Source organism: Arcobacter peruensis (assembly GCF_003711085.1).
In the GTDB taxonomy this organism is placed as follows: domain Bacteria; phylum Campylobacterota; class Campylobacteria; order Campylobacterales; family Arcobacteraceae; genus Poseidonibacter; species Poseidonibacter parvus.
Window position 1 is genome coordinate 867946 of the sequence record NZ_CP032363.1, and the last position, 18426, is coordinate 886371.

At 25.9% G+C, this 18426-nt stretch carries 23 protein-coding genes; 11 read left to right on the plus strand and 12 right to left on the minus strand.

The features are described 5' to 3' along the window. Positions 1 to 58 precede the first annotated feature (58 nt). Positions 59 to 355, plus strand: a complete 297-nt coding sequence (locus tag D3Z07_RS04380) for a transposase (protein ID WP_076083151.1) — start codon at positions 59 to 61, stop codon at positions 353 to 355. After that, a complete protein-coding gene (locus D3Z07_RS04385) occupies positions 352 to 1233 on the plus strand; it encodes an IS3 family transposase (RefSeq protein WP_237671630.1) in 882 nt (293 codons plus the stop codon). The genes D3Z07_RS04380 and D3Z07_RS04385 overlap by 4 nt, the downstream gene beginning before the upstream one ends. A gap of 29 nt (positions 1234 to 1262) precedes the next feature. Here the strand turns inward: D3Z07_RS04385 and D3Z07_RS04390 are convergent, their stop codons facing one another. The 8 genes from D3Z07_RS04390 to D3Z07_RS04425 form a co-directional block, all read right to left on the minus strand. Continuing rightward, positions 1263 to 2543 (minus strand): PAS domain-containing protein, encoded by a 1281-nt coding sequence (locus D3Z07_RS04390; protein WP_322898847.1) that lies wholly within the window; start codon positions 2541 to 2543, stop codon positions 1263 to 1265. Positions 2544 to 2573: 30 nt separating this feature from the next. Further along, complete coding sequence (locus tag D3Z07_RS04395) at positions 2574 to 2828, minus strand: response regulator transcription factor (protein ID WP_122893158.1); 255 nt, start codon at positions 2826 to 2828, stop codon at positions 2574 to 2576. 191 nt (positions 2829 to 3019) lie between these two features. Then, complete coding sequence (locus D3Z07_RS04400) at positions 3020 to 5278, minus strand: glutamine--tRNA ligase/YqeY domain fusion protein (RefSeq protein ID WP_122893159.1); 2259 nt, start codon at positions 5276 to 5278, stop codon at positions 3020 to 3022. Positions 5279 to 5373: 95 nt separating this feature from the next. Beyond that, on the minus strand, positions 5374 to 6258 hold the full coding sequence (locus D3Z07_RS04405; protein WP_122893160.1) for a uroporphyrinogen-III synthase: 885 nt from the start codon (positions 6256 to 6258) through the stop codon (positions 5374 to 5376). A 14-nt stretch (positions 6259 to 6272) separates the two neighbouring features. After that, positions 6273 to 7520: a response regulator gene (locus tag D3Z07_RS04410; protein WP_122893161.1), complete on the minus strand. Its 1248-nt coding sequence runs from the start codon at positions 7518 to 7520 to the stop codon at positions 6273 to 6275. Continuing rightward, entirely contained in the window at positions 7517 to 8731 is a 1215-nt protein-coding gene (locus D3Z07_RS04415) for a response regulator (protein WP_122893162.1), read from the minus strand. Before D3Z07_RS04415 ends, D3Z07_RS04410 begins: the two co-directional genes overlap by 4 nt. A 93-nt stretch (positions 8732 to 8824) precedes the next feature. Then, entirely contained in the window at positions 8825 to 9241 is a 417-nt protein-coding gene (locus D3Z07_RS04420; protein WP_122893163.1) for a DUF3010 family protein, read from the minus strand. A 97-nt stretch (positions 9242 to 9338) separates the two neighbouring features. After that, positions 9339 to 9773: a hypothetical protein gene (locus D3Z07_RS04425; RefSeq protein ID WP_076085677.1), complete on the minus strand. Its 435-nt coding sequence runs from the start codon at positions 9771 to 9773 to the stop codon at positions 9339 to 9341. A 125-nt stretch (positions 9774 to 9898) separates the two neighbouring features. On the opposite strand from D3Z07_RS04425, the gene D3Z07_RS04430 reads away from it, so the two are divergent. From D3Z07_RS04430 to D3Z07_RS04460, 7 genes are all read left to right on the plus strand, one after another. Beyond that, positions 9899 to 10342 carry a DUF2721 domain-containing protein gene (locus tag D3Z07_RS04430; RefSeq protein ID WP_076085674.1) on the plus strand — a complete coding sequence of 148 codons (444 nt, stop codon included), beginning with the start codon at positions 9899 to 9901 and terminating at the stop codon, positions 10340 to 10342. Between the two features lie 35 nt (positions 10343 to 10377). Beyond that, a complete protein-coding gene (locus D3Z07_RS04435) occupies positions 10378 to 10755 on the plus strand; it encodes a DUF302 domain-containing protein (RefSeq protein WP_076085671.1) in 378 nt (125 codons plus the stop codon). After that, complete coding sequence (locus D3Z07_RS04440) at positions 10752 to 11435, plus strand: class I SAM-dependent methyltransferase (protein WP_076085668.1); 684 nt, start codon at positions 10752 to 10754, stop codon at positions 11433 to 11435. Before D3Z07_RS04435 ends, D3Z07_RS04440 begins: the two co-directional genes overlap by 4 nt. Further along, entirely contained in the window at positions 11435 to 11833 is a 399-nt protein-coding gene (locus tag D3Z07_RS04445; RefSeq protein ID WP_122893164.1) for a hypothetical protein, read from the plus strand. The genes D3Z07_RS04440 and D3Z07_RS04445 overlap by 1 nt, the downstream gene beginning before the upstream one ends. A gap of 2 nt (positions 11834 to 11835) precedes the next feature. After that, the gene (locus tag D3Z07_RS04450) at positions 11836 to 12261 is read left to right on the plus strand and encodes a hypothetical protein (protein WP_122893165.1); all 426 of its coding nucleotides are present in this window, start codon (positions 11836 to 11838) and stop codon (positions 12259 to 12261) included. Between the two features lie 96 nt (positions 12262 to 12357). Then, a complete protein-coding gene (locus D3Z07_RS04455; RefSeq protein WP_164707193.1) occupies positions 12358 to 13332 on the plus strand; it encodes a DUF438 domain-containing protein in 975 nt (324 codons plus the stop codon). A gap of 60 nt (positions 13333 to 13392) precedes the next feature. Continuing rightward, positions 13393 to 14217, plus strand: coding sequence for a ribonuclease H family protein (locus D3Z07_RS04460; protein ID WP_122893166.1), 825 nt, complete (start codon positions 13393 to 13395; stop codon positions 14215 to 14217). On the opposite strand, the gene D3Z07_RS04465 is transcribed toward D3Z07_RS04460, so the two are convergent. Further along, positions 14214 to 14675, minus strand: a complete 462-nt coding sequence (locus D3Z07_RS04465; protein ID WP_076085653.1) for an Lcl C-terminal domain-containing protein — start codon at positions 14673 to 14675, stop codon at positions 14214 to 14216. The genes D3Z07_RS04460 and D3Z07_RS04465 overlap by 4 nt on opposite strands. Before the next feature lie 48 nt (positions 14676 to 14723). Then, positions 14724 to 14945 carry a hypothetical protein gene (locus tag D3Z07_RS04470; protein WP_076085650.1) on the minus strand — a complete coding sequence of 74 codons (222 nt, stop codon included), beginning with the start codon at positions 14943 to 14945 and terminating at the stop codon, positions 14724 to 14726. Between the two features lie 147 nt (positions 14946 to 15092). On the opposite strand from D3Z07_RS04470, the gene D3Z07_RS04475 reads away from it, so the two are divergent. Together D3Z07_RS04475 and D3Z07_RS04480 are read left to right on the plus strand one after the other, a co-directional pair. After that, the gene (locus tag D3Z07_RS04475) at positions 15093 to 16061 is read left to right on the plus strand and encodes an aldolase catalytic domain-containing protein (RefSeq protein WP_076085647.1); all 969 of its coding nucleotides are present in this window, start codon (positions 15093 to 15095) and stop codon (positions 16059 to 16061) included. A 110-nt stretch (positions 16062 to 16171) separates the two neighbouring features. Then, complete coding sequence (locus tag D3Z07_RS04480; protein ID WP_122893167.1) at positions 16172 to 16879, plus strand: DsbA family oxidoreductase; 708 nt, start codon at positions 16172 to 16174, stop codon at positions 16877 to 16879. A 36-nt stretch (positions 16880 to 16915) separates the two neighbouring features. Here the strand turns inward: D3Z07_RS04480 and D3Z07_RS04485 are convergent, their stop codons facing one another. Together D3Z07_RS04485 and alr are read right to left on the minus strand one after the other, a co-directional pair. Continuing rightward, on the minus strand, positions 16916 to 17137 hold the full coding sequence (locus D3Z07_RS04485; RefSeq protein ID WP_076085641.1) for a hypothetical protein: 222 nt from the start codon (positions 17135 to 17137) through the stop codon (positions 16916 to 16918). 46 nt (positions 17138 to 17183) lie between these two features. After that, entirely contained in the window at positions 17184 to 18356 is a 1173-nt protein-coding gene (gene alr / locus D3Z07_RS04490; RefSeq protein WP_122893168.1) for an alanine racemase, read from the minus strand. Positions 18357 to 18426 lie beyond the last annotated feature (70 nt).

The following is an 18426-nucleotide window of genomic DNA, read 5'->3' on the forward strand; positions in this document are numbered from 1 at the left end:
GAATTCATACTCGGAATTTAACAATTCTGAGATAAAATAAAATGAATAAAGGTTACAAATGAGAAAGAGTAAATACAGTAAAGAGTTCAAAGATTCCACAGTACAATTAATTTTAAATGATGGTGAAAGCGTTGTAAAAGTAGCAAAAGATTTAGGTTTAAATACAAAGACATTATATCATTGGGTTACTATATATAAAAAAGCTCATAATATACCAATACGAGATATAAATTCTTCTTCTAAAGAAAGTGATAATGAAGAACTAAAACGACTGAGACGTGAGAATAAAATACTAAAACAAGAAAGAGACATTTTAAAAAAGGCAGCAGCATACTTCGCAAAAGAAACTCTATAAGGTATGCTTGGATATTTGAGAATAAAAAGAGTTTTAGCATTAAGCTTATGTGTAAAGTTGTTAAAGTAGATTTATCTTCTTATTACCATTGGATAAAAACAGGGTCTGTTGTAAAAAAAGTAGATAAAAAACTTAATGAATTAATTGAGATTATTTTTCTTCAAGGTAGGAATAACTACGGTACTCGTAGGATTAGAGATAAACTAAAAGAATTATATGGATTAATTATTTCAAGAAGACGTATTTCAAATATCATGAAAGATTTAAATCTAAAAGTTAAAATGAAAAGAAGATATAAAAATACAACTGATTCTAATCATAATCTGCCAATTGCACCTAATATCTTAAATAGAGACTTTTATGCTTCAAGTCCAGATCAAAAATATGTAGGGGATATTACTTACATTCCAACAGGTGAAGGCTGGTTATATTTAGCAACGGTAATTGACCTATACTCAAGAAAAGTAGTTGGCTGGAGCATGGATGATACGATGAAAGTATCATTGGTAAATGATGCATTAAGTATGGCAATACTTCATAGGAATCCACCTTCTGGACTCATTTGGCACACAGATAGAGGCTCACAATATGCTTCTTATAGCCATAAAGATTTATTATTAAAAAACAATATTACACAAAGTATGAGTCGAAAAGGCAATTGCTGGGACAATTCTGTTGCTGAGAGTTTTTTTAAATCATTGAAACAAGAATTAGTTTATAACACATATTTTTATACAAAGAAACAAGCTAAAAAAGAGATATTTGAATATATTGAATTTTATTATAATAGAGTTAGAAGTCATAGTTATGTAGGAAATTTATCTCCTGTTAAATTTGAAGAAAAACAAAATGCGTTACAAAGTGAAATGGTGGCTTAGGGATAAGCAAAAAAGTGTATGAATTTTAGTTACCTCTCCAATCCACTTCCATCCCATTTTTCATGATGTTCATATGCAACTACTCTTGCTGCATTTAAAACTTCTCTTAAAGATCCTGAAAGTACTTCTTTCCCTATTTGGGTATGAGTTTTCATTATTTCCCATTCCTCATCATTTAATTTCCCAGGTTTATTAAGTATGCTATCAGGAATACCTACTTTTCCAATATCATGCATAGGACTTGCAGAATAAAGAAGATTTACTTTTTTATCATCTAAACCATATAATTTAGCTAATATTTTAGAATAATTAGCAACTCTTTTTACATGGTTTCCTGTTTCTTGACTTCTTGTTTCTCCTATTTGTCCCATTTTATAAATAACATCTTTTTGGGTATTTTCAATTTCAGAATGAAGATAAAAAATTTCTGTAACATTATTACTTATTGCCATATACTCAATAATTTTTTTATTCTCATTTATAATAGGGACAATAGTAGTATTTATCCAATATGGTTTTTTATTTTTTGATTGGTTTTTTAAAACGCCGTGCCATATTTGACCAGAAGTGATTACATCCCATAAGTCTTCAAATATCTTATTTGGATTATCAGGATGTCTTACTATTCTATTTGTTTTACCTATTAATTCTTCTTTTGAAAATCCAGAAATATTTATATATTGGTCATTAACATATATTATTTTACCGCTTGCATCTGTTCTTGATACTACTGTACTTTCATTAATAGCTTTTTCATACTCTTTTGAAATATTTAATGCTGAACTAAATTGCTTATAAGTAATATTTAATTCATTTTTAAAATAATCACGCATTTGAACTTCATGAGTAATATCTCTTCTTAAAGCAATAAACTCAATAATATTATTGTCATGATCTAAAATAGGATTTATTGTTGTATCTACCCAATAGTGAGTACCATCTTTTTTCTTATTTTTTATTTCCCCATACCAAGGTTTTTTATCTCTTTTAATAGTTTTCCATAAATTAGTATATATTTTAGCATCCATATCAGGGTGTTTTATAAGATTGTGTTTTTTTCCTAAAATTTCAAAATCTTTATAACCAGATATTAAACAAAATTGCTCATTAACATAAGTAATATTTCCTTCTACATCTGTTTTTGAAACAATTGAACTCATATCTACTGTTTCTTTATATTGTTCTAAAAGAGTAGCTTGTTTTTTTATTTCTAGTTTTGTATTTAAGTTTTTAGTAATTTGATTAATAGTTTTATTTAATAGTTTTAAATTAATTGGTTTATTTATATATTTATCAATAGAAAGATCAATAGCTTTTTTAAAAAATTCTGCATCACTATTTCATGTAAGAAGAATTATAGGAACATCAGAACAAATATTTCTAATCTCCTCAGACATTTCAAGACCATTCATTTTAGGCATAACAATATCGCTAAGAACAAGATCAGGCTTTTTTTCTTTAAATAATTTTAAACCTTCAACACCATTTTCTGCAAGATAAAACTCTTTTGATATATTACGAAGGTACATTTCCATTTCTTCTCGAATATCAGATTCATCATCCACAAATAGTATAGTAAATTGTTTTTCTTTCATTTATTTTTTACTCACATTTTAAATAAAATATTAATTTTATATAAGTTTATCATCTTATTATTTAATTATTAATAAATATTGATTTTTAATATTTTATTTAAAAGATTGTAAAAATGGTATTTTATTTGAATTCTGTATATATTATTTATTACTTATCAAAGGAAAAAAGAAAAGCTAAAAGCTCTTCTTTTTTATTGTAGTTTTAAACCTACAAGTTCATTAACAACTTTAGGATTAGCTTTTCCACCAGTATTTTTCAATACTTGTCCTACAAAAAAGCCTAAAAGTTTTTTGTTTCCTGCTTTATATTTTTCTAAATTATCAGGATTCTTTGAAATAATCTCTTCAATAATAGGTAAAATTATAGCAGGGTCACTTATTTGAACAAGACCTTTTTGCTCAACTATTGTTATTGGATTTTCACCTATTTTAGACATTTCTTCAAATACTTCTTTTGCAATCTTATTTGAAATAGTTTCATCATCAAGCATTTTTACAAGCTGTGCTATTTGTTTTGAATTAAACTTAAGCTCATCTATTTGTTTTTCTTTTAACACTCTTGCTACTTCAGTTACTACAATATTTGCAATACTAATAGGACTATTTAACTCTTTTAAAACTTCTTCATAAAAAGAAGAAAGTTTTTCATCTCTTGCTAAAATATTTGCAACTTCACTATTTAGTTTTAGTTCATTTGTATATTTTTCAAATAACTCTTTTTGCTCATCATTCATTGGAGTTTCAGAACCAACTACTTGCTCTTTTCTTACTTCTTTTTTTGGCTCTTGTTTAGCATTTTCTTTACTAACACTTTTTTTAGCCCATGAATCTTTTAAACCTACAATTTTATTAAATACTGGTTTTTCATCACTATAATCAATTGGGTCAGCATAGAAATAACCTTGTCTTTCAAATTGAAATCTAGTATCTGGTTTTTGTGTTATAACAGCAGGTTCTATTAAAGCATCTTTGATAACTTTTAATGAATTTGGATTAATATCTTCTAAACCTTCAGGTGCTTCATCTTTAAATAATCTGTCATATAATCTTACTTCAATTTGCTTTGCGTCTTTAGAACTTACCCATTGTATTGCACTTTTTACTTTTATACCACTTGTATCTTCACCACTTTTTGAGTTTGGATGATATTGTGCTTTTATTTCTATAATATTTCCATTTGAATCTTTTATAACTTCTTTACAAGTAATTATAAACCCATGTCTTAATCGTACAGGTTGTGTAGGTGTAAGACGGAAATATCCTTTTGGTGGATTTTCACAAAAATCATCTTTTTCTATAAATATCTCTTTTGAAAAAGGTATTTTTCTAGAACCCTCTTTTGGTACATCATGAGGATAATAAGAAGCATCAATTTCTTCACTACCTTCATAGTTCTCAATTGTTACTTTTAAAGGATCTAGAACACACATAACTCTAGGAACTTTTTTATTTAAATCATCTCTAATACAAAATTCTAATTGTGCAACATCTACCATTGAATTTGCTTTTGCAACACCAATTTGATCACAGAAATTTAAAATAGATTCTTTTGTGTACCCTCTTCTTTTATACCCAGCAATTGTAGGCATTCTTGGATCATCCCAACCAGAAACCTGTCCACCTTGAACTAGTTCTAAAAGCTTTCTTTTACTCATTACTGTATAATTAATTCCAAGTCTAGCAAACTCATGTTGGTAAGGTCGTGGAAGCTCTAAACCTAAAGTATCAAGTACCCAATTGTAAATATCTCTATTATTTTCAAACTCTAAAGTACAAATTGAGTGAGAAACACCTTCTAAATAATCAGATAAACAATGAGCAAAATCATACATTGGATAAATACACCAATCATCATTTGTTCTAAAGTGATGCGCATGTCTAATTCTATATAAAAGAGGATCTCTTAGTTTCATATTAGCAGCACTCATATCTATTTTAGCTCTTAATACATGCTCCCCATCTTTAAATTCACCGTTTTTCATCTTTTCAAAAAGTTCTAGGTTTTCTTCAATACTTCTGTTTGCATAAATACTTCGTTTTCCTGCTTCTTTTACAGTTCCACGAAACTCTCGCATTTCTTCTTCATTTATACTATCAACATAGGCTTTACCCATTTTTATAAGTTGTATTGCATATTCATATATTTTAGGAAAATAATCAGAAGTAAAATGTACTTTATCTCCCCAGTTAAAGCCAAGCCATTGTACAGCATCTTTTAAAGCTTCAACATATTTAGTATCTTCTTTAGTTGGATTTGTATCATCCATTCTTAAGTTACAAAACCCTTGATAATCAGCTGCAATACCAAAGTTTATACAAATTGATTTAGCATGTCCTATATGTGGAAAACCATTTGGTTCAGGAGGGAATCGTGTTATAACTTTATCATATTTACCAGCTTGTAAATCTTCTTCAACTTTAAGACGTAAAAAATCTTTTTTCTCGCTCATTATTATTAAACCTTTTTGATTTTTGATACTATTTTAAGACTTGCATTTTATCAAATTAGAGCTTATATCATCTAGGAGTCAATTTTCTAAATATATTATAAAGATAAAGCCTTATCAACACAAGATTTAAATGAGGTATCATCAGCAAGTACTGGTTTTATATTTGGAGGAAAATATTTTGCTGTAGTTTTACCAATTGATATTGCTGTAAAAGATTCATCCCATGAAAAAACTTTAAAAAAATACTTTATTGTTGAAGGTGAAGTGAAAATAATCTTTGAGTTTTTAGGTATTTTTCTCTTATTTATTGATTCATCAAATATATTCTCATAAATAATTTCATCTAAACAATCTATATTATTAGCTTTTAATATACTTATCAATTCTGACACAATATCTTTTCCTCTTAGATATAAGACTCTCTTACCTTTTAACTTATTTATTAATTCATAAGCAAATTCATTTCCATGTTTTGTTTTACTAATAAATTCTACATTTCCATCTAAGTTTTTTACTAGTTTAGCAGTTTGCTCTGAAATTACATAAGAAGGTATTTTTTTCCATTTCTTATTTATAGAATCTATTGCATTTATAGAATTTTTTGATGTAAAAATCAAGGCATCATATCCCTCTAATTTAATTTGTTCTTTTGTATAAACAATTTTAAATAAAGGAATATTTTTAGCGCCTTTTACTTTTTTATCATTTAATAAAAAAATATCTTTATTTGAATCTTTTACTTTTTCAAGAAAGGATGTAAAGCATTTTTTTATTTCAAATTTGTTTTGTGATAATTCAATAGATTTATTTTTTAAAACTTTAAAAAAGATATTATTTTTGCTTAAATAATATGTGATTTTAAAAAATTCTAATTTTGTATATTTGTTAGAATAATTAACATCTTTGATTAAAATATTTTTCTTAGTATCAAACTCATAATATATTAAGTTAAGTGAGTTAATAATCTCTTTTATATCCATAACTGACCTTTTTACTATATTAAACTTAAATTTCTTTCTTCATTATCAATTTGAAGTTCTAATTCTTCAATAATATCAATTTGATTATCTAATTCTTTTGTTAATTCATTAATACTTTTATTTTTTATATTAAGTTTATTATATAAAACTTCTACATTATTAACACTTTTAACTTTAGCATTAGGTTCAGTTTTTTTTGTTTTTATTAAACTGTTAATCTTTTCTCTTGCATTTTGGCTTATGATTCTTAAATTATCTTCTTTAGTTTTCAACTCTTTTTTATAATAAGCTATTTGATTTGCAAATTTTGAAACTCGCTTTTTTTCTTCAAACAATGAACTTTTAATACCTTCAAGTTCTTTACATTTATCTAATTGTTTAAATAAGCTATCTATTTCAGCTCTAGCTTCTAGATTAATTCTTCTACTAGAATGAATGTTTTGTACAACTTTTTTCTTAAATTCACTCTGTTCTATCTCTTCTTCAGTTGATATAAACCTAATCCACATAAACTCTTTAATATCATTATTAAGAGGATTTCTAATAGGAATAATAGTAAGATAAGCGAAAAACACTTCTTTGTTTTTTGAAGTATATTTCATTTTACCTTCCCATGTTTTTCCTAGTTTCATGGCATTGTTCATATCTTTTACTTGTTCAACATTTACATCTTTTGCTCTGAAAAAATTATGATTTAGACCAATTATTTCTTCTTGACAATAACCTGAAGTTTCACAAAAATATTTATTTGCAAAAGTTATATTACCTTCCATATCAGTTTTACTAGCTAAGGCAACATCATTTATTGCATTAATTAACTCTTCTAAGTCTTCTTCTATATCTTCAATAAATTTATCATGATGTCTAGTTCGTGAAGCTTTTTGTACAGAATCAATTAGTGCTTTTTTAGAACTATTTTTGGGTAAATAATCTGTTATATTATACTTGATTACTTCAAAGAGTTTTTCTTGCTCTGTATTATCTGTATGTAAAATGATTGGTATTTCCAAATCTTCATTTCTTATACTTTTTATTATTTCAATTCCACTTATATCTGGCAAATCAATATCACATATTATAAGATCAAAAATAAAAGTTTCTTCTTTGTTTTTTATAAATTCTTCAATTCCATCTTTTCCTTTATTAACACATATAACTTTGTTAAATAAGCCATCCATTAAGCGTAAAAAATCTTTTTTAATATTTTCATCATTTTGGATATATAAAATATTTATTGTTTTTAAAAACTTATAATTTATCAAACTTTTATCCTATTTCTTTGTTCATTAACTTTTGATGATCTTTTAGTTATTTCATTTGATATTCTTACTATTAGTTCTTCTCTTCTTTCTATTTCACTTTTAATTTCTTTTATTTTATTTTCAGTGATAGTCTTTTTATTAATTTTCTCTTGTGTTATAGTTGTAATCTCTTTTATTTTATTGTTAATTCCAATTGAAAGCTGTCTTTGTTTACTATCTAAGTTTAAAATTCTTTTTTCTAGCTCTTTAATTTCTTTATAATATTTTATGCTTAATTCTTTTTGATTAATTAATTCTTCTTCATATTTATTAACATCTTCATATTTTGAAATTTCTGTTTTTAATTCTTTGATTTTATCTTGTGCAACTTTATATACTTTTCTAGTTTCTTGTAAGTTATAAAGTACTTTTTTCTTGTAATCTCTTTTTTTATTTTCTTCTTCTGTTGTTAAAAAATTTATACTTATAAATTTATTCTTTTTATTATTAAAAACAGAGGTAATTGTAGTATTTGTATAAAACACTGAGTTATTCTTTGATAAATGTTTTATTTTACCTTTCCAACTTTTAGTCTTTTTAAGCTCATTCCATTGTTCTTCTAATATAGTTTTCGAAATATCATTATGATAAGTAAATCTATAATCTTGTTCAAGTAAATCTTCTTCAAGGTATTTTGAAACTTCACTAAAGAAATTATTTACATAAAGTATTTTTCCATTATCATCAAAGATTGAAACAATTGCTACTTTATTGATTGAATTTAAATATTCTTCTAGTTCGTTGATGTATGTAGAGTTAGTCTTTTTTTCTTTTGGATTTAAACATTTTTTCTCAATTTCGTCTACTATTTGATTTTTTGTTATTGGTTTAAGAAGGTAATTACTTGCACCATTTTTAATAGCACTAATTAAATCCTGTGTTTTTATTGTACTACTTGTAAAGATAAATGGTATATGAGTATCAACTTTTTTTACATGAGTTAAAAAATCTATTCCACTTAAATGTGCTAAAGAAACTTCACTAATTATTATATCAATAATAATATTATCTGAAAGTGCATCATTAAATTTGTTCATTGCTTCTAATCCATCTGAAGCAAATATGATTTTTTTAAATAATTTTTCAAATGTTGTTTTAAAGTTATTTATCTCTTTTTCTTCATGCTCAACATAAAGAATAGTCAAAGTTGCAAGAAGTTCTTCGTTTATCATATATTTTCCATATCTAATTTATTTCGATATATTACTATAAAACTTAGAAATAATTAATTAATTATTGTAAAATTTACACTTTTTTAAATCTAATTATTTAAAAAGCATAGATAATATAGCTAAATATGATTGTTCTTGATATTTTTTTAAATTTTTGGGATATATTATTTCATTTTTTCTTTCATAAGCTGAAAGTGCTTGAGGTGATATTAAAGTTACCTCAGCATTAGCATATAACTGTATTAAAGCTTCCATCTTAAAAGTTACTGCACCACCTGAAAACGCTCCTTTTTTTGAGCGCTTTTTTATAACTATTTTTTCAACCTTTTCATTATTGAAAAAACTATTTATTTCATTGAGATAAGAAATTATACTTTGTTTATTTTCATCATCTTCTAAAGTGATTTTTTTTATTTTTAAATCAATGTAATCTACAATATCATCAGATAAAAAATCAACAAGTGTTAATACTGTATAGTTTGATTTTAATTCAATTCCGCATACTCTCATTTAATAATCCTTTTATTAATATTAAATTCAAGTATACAAAATTTTATGATTTTGTTTTAATTTTATGTCAGTTTGTAATATTTAGTCTTTTTTACTCTTAATCTTTTATTTCTTCAAATAAATAAAAGTTCATATTGCCAGATTTTGAATCATAAGAATCACTTTTTTTATCTGTAAATTTATATATCATTTCCATTGCATCTTTATGACAATTTGCATTTCCAATTACTTCTTTTAAATCATCTTTTGTTAAGAAGTTTTGATCATGTCCTTTTTTAAATTTTGAAGCTGCATCTTTATCTACAAAAGAATACTTTACGATATTAAAATTCTTTTTTACATCAATTCTTGCTTTTTTATTAGCATCTTCAAATCTTAAAATTCTATTACCATTTGAAGAAATTTTCATAGTTATCGCACTTTCAATATCTTTTGTATCTTCTGTAATAATATATTCTTTTCCATTAATCATTATTTCATTGTTATCAAGTCTTTTGATTTCTTTAATACTTGTCTTTTTCCCTTTAGCCACTTTAGCTCCTTTTGTAATATATATTATATGATTTTTTAGCATTATATCTAAATTAAAACAATTGAATTAGTAAAATCAAAATTATGATAAACTTCTATACAAAATACAAACTATAGGCATATAATATGATTACAGCAATAACACAAGAGGGAGTAAACACAGTTTCTCATCTAATACAGCTTTCAGTTGCACCTGTTTTTTTACTAGCAGGTGTTGCAGGCTTACTAAATGTTTTTACAGGAAGATTATCAAGAATTATTGATAAAGTAGAAAAATTTGATGCTACTAGCATAAATAATGAGCATGAAGATAGAAGGTTATCACTAACACTTAGAATGCAAAATATTAACTATGCAATTTCTTTATGTACTATGACTGGACTATTAATAGCACTTGTTATTGTAACAATGTTTTTAAGTTCAATATTTCAGTTTAATGGTTCAGTATTTATAGCAACTTTGTTTATCTTTGCAATGCTATCTTTGATTGTTTCATTAATTTTATTTCAAAAAGAGATATTTTTTACTACTTCTTTTATAAAAAAGAAGAAAGCCAGTTTAAAAAAATAGTATATTATAATTATGAAAAATTATTAGGAAATTAAATGCATTATATAGAACAATCAGAAAAAAGCGTACAAGAAGTAGTTGATACAATACAAGAAATCGTTTCAAATTATAGTTTTGGAGTGCTACATATTCATAATGTTAAAAATACACTAAATTCAAAAGGAATAGATTTTGAAAATGAATGTCAAATTTTAGATGTTTGTAATCCAAAAGTTGCAAAAGAATTTTTAAGCTCTGATATGTCTTTATCAGTAATTATGCCATGTAAAATTTCAGTTTATAAAGATGAAGGAATTACAAATATTGCAATGAATTCTTTAACTCAATTAATTGATGATATTAACCCTGATTTTATTGAATTAGCGCAAAGTACACAAGAAACACTATTAAAAATCATTGATGAAGCTAAATGATAGAGTTTGATGCAGTAAAATATAAACAAATGGTAAAAGAACACCATGAAAATGATGAACCTTTTTCATGGTGTGATTCTGTTTATACAGATGCACAAGGTGATTATAAAGCAGTATTTTGGGCAGATTTAGAAGCAAGTCCTTATTTAGTAAAGTGGCTTGAAGAAAATAAAAATCAATTAACAAGTAACTTACAAGATAAAAAAGCAATAGTAATTGGATGTGGAGTTGGTGATGACTCAGAAGCTTTAAGTGATTATGGATATAAAGTAACAGCTTTTGATATTTCACCTGAAGCTATTAAACTATGTAAGAAAAGATACCCAAATACTAAGGTTGATTATCTAGTCGCTGATTTATTTGATTATGATAAAGCATGGCTTGAAAATTTTGATGTAGTTTATGAGTGTAACACTATACAAATTCTTCCTGGAGAGTATAGAATTCAAGCAAGAATTGCTATGTCAAATTTATTAAGTAAAAATGCTCATATCTTAGTATCATGTAGAAGCAGAGAAAAAAATGAAAAAAAAGATGAAATACCATTACCTTTAGATTATGAAGAAATTAATAAGTTTGTAACAGATGATAAACTAAAAGAAATTAGTTTTAAAGCTTATAATGATAATCAAACACCTAGTATTCCTCATTTTTTTGCAGTTTATAAGAAAGAAGTTTAATGAAAAATGATAAAATTCCAAAACTAGAAAGAATTTTAGAAAAACCTATAAAAGTTTTTGGTAAACAATTAAAAATTATTAGAGTAATACTAATTGCAGGTGCGGGTATTTTATATACGGGAATGCTATTTAATGAAACTCACTCTTATACGCCTTTAGTATTTTTAATTTTACTTTTAATTTTATTAGGAATTTCAGCACTTTTAATGTTTAAAAGAATTTTATACTTTGGAAAGTATAATCTTGAATGCTCAAGTGCAGGTGATGTTTATCTTACACAACTTCAAGGTATTTGTCCTAAGTGTAAAGGTTCGTTAAAAATAGTTAAAAAAGATAATACAAAAAAAATCTTATGTGATAAAAATGATACTCACATTTGGAACTTAAAGGAAAAATAAAATTGGAAACAGAATTAATTATACATTCAAGTTTACGTTGGATAATACTAATTACACTTTTAGTGCATTTATATTGCATTTATACAGGATATTTTAAACATAAACCATTTACAAAATTTAATAATATCTTCTCTCATGTAACTGTTGGTTTCATTCATTTACAGTTTGTTATAGGTTTATATGTTTACTATACTAGTGAAAAAACAAGTATTTTTTTAAGTGATGTAAAAGGCTCTATTGCAATTAGTGAATTAAGATTTTATGCAGTTGAGCATAGTTTAATTATGCTAATAGCAATAATTATAATAACAATTGGTTCTTTTAAAGCAAAAAGAATTGAAGATGAAAGAAAAAAATACAAAATTCAAATCATCTATTTTACAATTGGTTTAATTTTAATACTTGCAGGAATTCCTTGGAATATGTAAGTTAACTACATAAAAAACTAAAAATTGATAAATATCATGGAAAATTGTATTCATTAAGTTATATTTAAAAGAAAAAACTTAAGGAATATAATTTACATGAATGATTTATCAAATATACAAAACTTTCAAGAAGGTCATCCAGTAAGGGTCTATCTTGAAGAAAATATACTAACAAGAAAACTTTTTCAAGAACTTTTACAAACTAATATGCAAGAAGACTACCAAAGGTTTTATAATATCTTTAATCAAATCTGTGAAATCGAAAAGCACTTTGCAAGAAAAGAAAATCAGCTCTTCCCATACTTAGAAAAATACGGATGGACAGGTCCAAGTCAGGGAATGTGGGCTTTTCATGACCAAATTAGAGAAGAGATTAAATTTGTAAGAAAAAAAGTTGAAGCAAAAGATTCAAGTGACATTTTAAATGATGCTATGAGTCTATTTAATAGTATAGATCATCTTTTACAAGTAGAAGAAGGAAGACTTCTTCCAAGAGCACTTGAAATGTTAAATGAAGATGATTGGAAAGAAATGTATGAAGGAGATAAAGAGATTGGTTGGATGTTTGCAGATGCTCCTGTTAGATATCCTGAAGTAAAAGAAGAAGATTATGTTCACCCAAGTGAAGATAAAAAAAGAAGAAAACTACCTTTTTCACTTGAAGATAGAACACATTTTGATGAAGGTTATTTAACTCCTGAACAAGTTAATTTTATTTTTAAATTCCTTCCTGTAGATATTACTTATGTTGATGAAAATGATATTGTAATTTTTTACAATAGAGGTGATGATAGAGTATTTCCAAGAAGTGCAGGAATAATAGGACGTGAAGTTAAATTTTGCCATCCTCCAAAAAGTGTTGACCAAGTACTTAAAATACTTGAAGAGTTTAAAGCAGGACGTCAAGATACGGCTGAGTTTTGGATTCAATTTAAAGGCAAGTTTATTCATATTAGATATTTTGCAATTAGAGATGAAGAAAAAAACTACAAAGGTGTAATTGAAATGTCTCAAGATATTACAGATATTAAAAAACTTGAAGGTGATAAAAGACTTTTAGATTGGGCATAAATAAAAATAGATAAATGTAGTTTTTTTTGATATAATCAGCGAAAAAATTATGGATAATTTATGCAAATCACTTACGAATTTATACACCTTATTTCCTTTGAGGAAACACTAAATAAAGAGCAATGTAAAATATTAGAACTACCCTTCCCTTGTGAAGACAACTGGAAAGAAGTAGTTCTAAATAAAGATATACTAAAAAATGATGCAAATAGACTTATGCTTTTAAAAGGTAAACTAGCCTTAAAAGCACAAGAACAAATACTAAAAAACTACAATATGGTTTTAGAGTTTAATAATATAAAAACAACAAATAAAACTACAAGTAAAGAAGTTAAAGAAACATCACAAAATACTACACAAATAGATGAAGATGAAGAGCATATTAGAATTTATTGTGATGGAGCATGTTCAGGAAATCCTGGACTTGCAGGAAGTGGTTTAGCTATTTACTCAAATGAAAGAAACCCAGTTTTATTACATGGCGATTTTGTAGAAAATGGTACAAATAATATTGCAGAATTAAATGCACTTTATCAAGCTTTAATAATAGCAAAGCAAACAAGTTCTAAAAATATTATTACTATTTATTCTGATTCAAAATATTCTATTGATTGTATTACAACTTGGGCTTATGGATGGAAAGCAAAAGGCTGGACTAAAAAAGGAGGAGAGATTAAAAACCTTGAACTTATTAAAAAAACTCATGAACTATATGAGAGAATAAAAGATTTAATAGAAATCAAACATGTAAAAGGTCATGCTGGAATTGAAGGAAATGAGCTTGCTGATAGAATGGCAGTAACTGCTATAAAAGAGCAAACTACAAACTATGAGATGTATTCTTATGACAAGATAGAAGAAGTTTTAAACTTAACTTCTTACTAATCTTTTATCATATTACGAACACATCTAACATAGGCTTTACCAGTTCTATCATTATCATAAGAAAAGCCATCGCTGAAGTAAATTCTTTTTACTTCTGTGGAATCTTTCAATGTAATATGTTCACCTAATTGTGTAGTTTTATATAAAATTGTCCAATAATGACCAGAAGCTGTATATTTGAATATATCATTTATAGTGGGTTTATATACTTCATAATCACCTAAACTTAATAACTCTTCATAAGTTGGAAGCCTCCAATCTTTCTTATCTTGTAAAGCTAAGCTATTACAATGATTAATAGAATCCTCTAAAAAAAGTTTTGTTTCTTGTGATTGCTTATTATCTTGCCATTGAAGATTTAATTTCTTATCAATTACTGTTTGATCATCTCTTATAAATTCACTCTTTGCAAATAAGTCTAGTATTATTAAAATAGATATAAATAGTATTCTTTTCATTATAAATTCCTTTTATTAAATCATCATATCTAATACTATAACAAAAATTTATTTACTAAGTGCTTCCTTACATTTTAATAGTAACACATTTTCATCATTGAAAACTTCTTTAATAAAATTGAAATTATCTTGACCCATTTTCTTTTTACACATTTCTAATGTCAGTGCAGTTTTTTCTTTCTTTGTAATTGTTTTATTTACTTCTGTAGCTTGCGCTGATAAAGAAGAAATAAAAGCTATGCTTATAATTGTAAATATTAGTTTTTTCATTAAAATTCCTTTGTTTAGGACAGTATACATATAATCTTTATTTAATTCATTGAAATAAATCAAGGTTTATCATATATTTAAAGATGAATTGAGCAGTGTTAAGATATTATTTGGAAAAATATTATTAAAAGAGAATAGGAAATATTTATGATTGAAAGAAAAGGTTCAATACTAACTGTAAGAGAAGACATAAAAGTATTTGATTGTACTATAAGAGATGGTGGTTTAGTAAACAATTTTCATTTTACAGATGAGTTTGTAAAAGCACAATACGACACATGTGTAGCAGCTGGTATTGATTATATGGAAATTGGAAAAAACAATTCACCTTCAATTATGAGTGAAGAAGAGTTTGGACCTTGGAATTTCTGTAAAGAAGAAGATATTAGAAGAATTGTAGGAAACAACGATACTAATATGAAAATTGCAGTAATGTCTGATATTGGAAGAACTGTAAATGAAGAATTACTTCCAAAAAGTGAATCTGTAGTTGATATGATTAGAATTGCAACTTATATTCATCAAATTCCTGCTGCAATTGAACTTGTAGAAGAAGCACATAAAAAAGGTTATGAAACGACTATTAATATTATGGCTATTTCAAAATCATTTGATGATGAATTAACTGAAGTTTTAGAAACAGTTGCTAAATCTAGTGTTGATGTAATTTATATTGCTGATTCATTTGGTTCATTTTACCCTGAGCAAATCAATAAATTAACTGAAAAATATTTAACTATTGCACAAGCACATGGTAAACAAATTGGTATTCATGCACATAATAATATGCAATTAGCATATGCTAATACTATTGAAGCATTAACATATGGTACAAGTTTTCTTGATGTTACAATCTCTGGATTAGGAAGAGGTGCTGGAAACTGTCCTATGGAACTTTTAATTGGTTTTTTAAAAAATCCAAAATATAAATTAATGCCAGTATTAAAATTTATTGAAGAGTTTATTATTCCATTAGAAAAAGAACTTGACTGGGGTTACTCAATTCCATACATGTTAACAGGACAATTAAACGAACATCCAAGAGCTGCGATGAAAGCTAGAGATGAAAAAGACACTAACTATAGAGACTTTTACAGAAACTTACTTGCAGAATAATATTAAACTTTAATAAGATAAAAAAAGAGTAACTAGTTAGTTACTCTTTTTTTAAGTTATATTTTAGAACATTCATTCTATTATTTCATATCCCAATATAAAGTGAAAATATGAAAAAAATATTAAAAGCAATACTCTCAATAACAATAATTTCCCAATTTTCTTTTGCTGCAGATAAAATCAAAATTGATATCGTATCTGATGTTGTATGTCCGTGGTGTGCAATTGGTTATAAACGATTAAGTGTAGCTATTGATGAGTTGAAACTTAATGAAAAAGTTGAAATTGTATGGCATCCTTTTGAGCTTAACCCTGATATGCCAAGAGAAGGTAGAAATGCGAATGAATACTTAATGGATAAATATAATTTAACTGAGAAAAAGCTTCAAGAAACAAGAAATAGAGTGACAAATTTAGGAAAAGAAACAGGATTTGAATTTGACTATTTTGCTGAAATGAAAAAAGTAAATTCATTTAATTCTCATATCTTACTTAAATATGCAAAAAAATTTAACAAGCAAACAGAATTAAAAGTACGATTACAACATGCATACTTTGGAGAAAGAAAAGATATTAGCCAAAGAAGTGTTTTAAGAGAAGAACTTTTAGCAGTTGGATTAAATGCAGATGAGGCAATGAAACTTTTAGATGATGAAAAAGAAATTAAAGCTATTGAAAATGAAGAGAAGTTTTGGAGAGACCAAGGTGTTTATGCAATTCCAACTATTATATTTAATAATAAAATTGCACGAATGGGAGCAAATAAAACTTCAGAATACAAAGAAATTTTAAAAGATTTAGAAAAAGAACTTAATTAACAGAAATTAAATTTTCTGTTAATTAAAAAATCTATTTTATTTTTTATTCTTCTTTTTTGAAGCTTTAGCCATTTTGGCTTTTTTCTTAGCTTTAGCTTTTGCTAAATCTACATTTGCACCTTTTCTAGCGTTTACTACTTGCTTACCAATCTCTTTATGATTAAAATCAACTAATACAGGATTTTTATTTTGATTAGACTTCATTGCAATCTTATCACCTTTAGTTGTATCAACGCTTGAAGTGTTTTTTCTTGACATGTTTTACCTTAATGTTTATAATTATCGTATTCTATTAAAATTTGAATTAACTTGTAATAAGTTTGAGATAATCTTTATAGTAAATTGCCTTTTCATCTTTTATATATACTCTAGGAACACGTTTATCAACCATACAAACTATTTCATAATTAATTGTATTTAAAAGTTCACTAACACTAGTGATAGAAATTCCATTTTTATCATTTCCACCAAATAAAACAACCTCATCATCAATTTTTGCATCAAGACCACTTATATCAATAATACATTGGTCCATACAAATATTTCCTATAATGGGAACTTTTTTATTTTGAAGCATTGCTGATGCTTTTCCTGATAACATACGTGTAAAACCATCTGCATATCCTATTGGAAGTGTTGCAACTTTTGAATTTTTAGTACATTTGTATTTTAAACCATAACTAACACCTGTACCTTTAGGTATTTCTTTTACTTGAGATATTTTCGCTTTTAAACACATTACTTCTTTTAAATTTACATTATTTTGATTAACATTTTTTGATGGATATAAACCGTATAACATAATACCAGCACGAACCATATCCATATTAAGTTCAGGCATATCAATAATAGCTGCACTATTTGATACATGTTTAATAGGAATATTTAAACCATTTTCTTCTAAGGCATTAACTATTTTTTTATATTTTTTTACTTGATTGTTAGTATATTCTTTATCAATTTCATCAGCCATTGCAAAGTGCGTAAAAAGTCCTTCTATAAATAAGCCTTCAAATTTACTCATTTGTAAAATAGAATCAATTGTTTCTTGGCTTTCTTGCATACCTAAACGATTCATTCCTGTATCAAGTTTAATATGTACTGTAATTTTTTTATTTGATAAAAGTGCTAATTTTGAAAAGTATTCTGCTTGCTCTAAAGTATAAATAGTTTGAATAATATTGTTTGCTAAAATATCTTCTGTTAAGTCATTTGGAGTGTAACCTAAAACCATTATTTCAGTATTTGGAAAAGATGCTCGTAATTGTATAGCTTCACTTAAAGTAGCAACTGCAAATCTATTAGCTCCATTATCAAGTAAAGTTTGTCCAATACAAACGGCACCATGGCCATATCCATCAGCTTTTATAACTGCTGTAATTAATGTATTTTTATTTACAACTCTTCTTGTTTCTTTCATATTATGAGCTAAATTATCTAAATTAATTTCAGCCCACACAGGTCTTGATAAATTCACGTACATTTCTCCTACTATTCTATAAGGTATAATTTTACCATAAGAATATTTACTAAACCTAAGGTAAGAT